The organism is Neisseria sp. P0021.S006, assembly GCF_051956895.1.
This window is the reverse complement of the sequence record NZ_JBQCWZ010000970.1, coordinates 1-553: the sequence shown is the minus strand read 5'-3', so window position 1 is coordinate 553 and position 553 is coordinate 1. Positions and strand designations below refer to the sequence as shown.

General features: G+C 53.2%; 1 protein-coding gene. It reads right to left on the bottom strand.

Going from position 1 to position 553, the window contains the following annotated elements:
- A partial coding sequence (locus ACTHUM_RS18210; RefSeq protein WP_440403711.1) for a THUMP domain-containing class I SAM-dependent RNA methyltransferase occupies positions 1-553 on the bottom strand: 553 nt, incomplete at both ends.

The window sequence follows — 553 nt, the reverse complement described above, 5'->3', positions numbered from 1 at the left end:
GCCAGCCTGCGTAATGCTGTTTCAACCATGTCCCCAGTTGCGGATAAAGCGCCTGTAAAGCCTGAATTTCGGCAAGGCGCACACCATAAGGCGGATTGGAAATCATAATGCCGTGTTCGCCGTTTGGTCGAGCGGTCTGCGCATCTTGCACGTCAAAGCGGATGAAATTATCCACTTCGGCGGCTTGAGCATTGGCCAATGCGGCACGAATCATATAACGGTCGTTGTCGCTGCCGGAAATGGGCGCGGCTGCCGGTTTGATTTGTTTTTCAGCTTCACGGCGCAAGGCTTGCCATTTTTCTTTGTCGAAGTTTTGCAGTTTTTCAAAACCGAAACGGCGCATCAAGCCCGGCGCACGGTGTGTCGCAATCCATGCTGCCTCAATGGCAATCGTACCGCTACCGCAAAACGGGTCTTGGAAAGGCTGCGTACCGTCGTAGCCTGCCAAAAGCAGCAAACCTGCCGCTAAGTTCTCTCTTAATGGCGCTTCGCCGGTATCCTGACGATAGCCGCGTTTGAAGAGTGCTTCGCCGGAAGTATCGATAAAGATTTC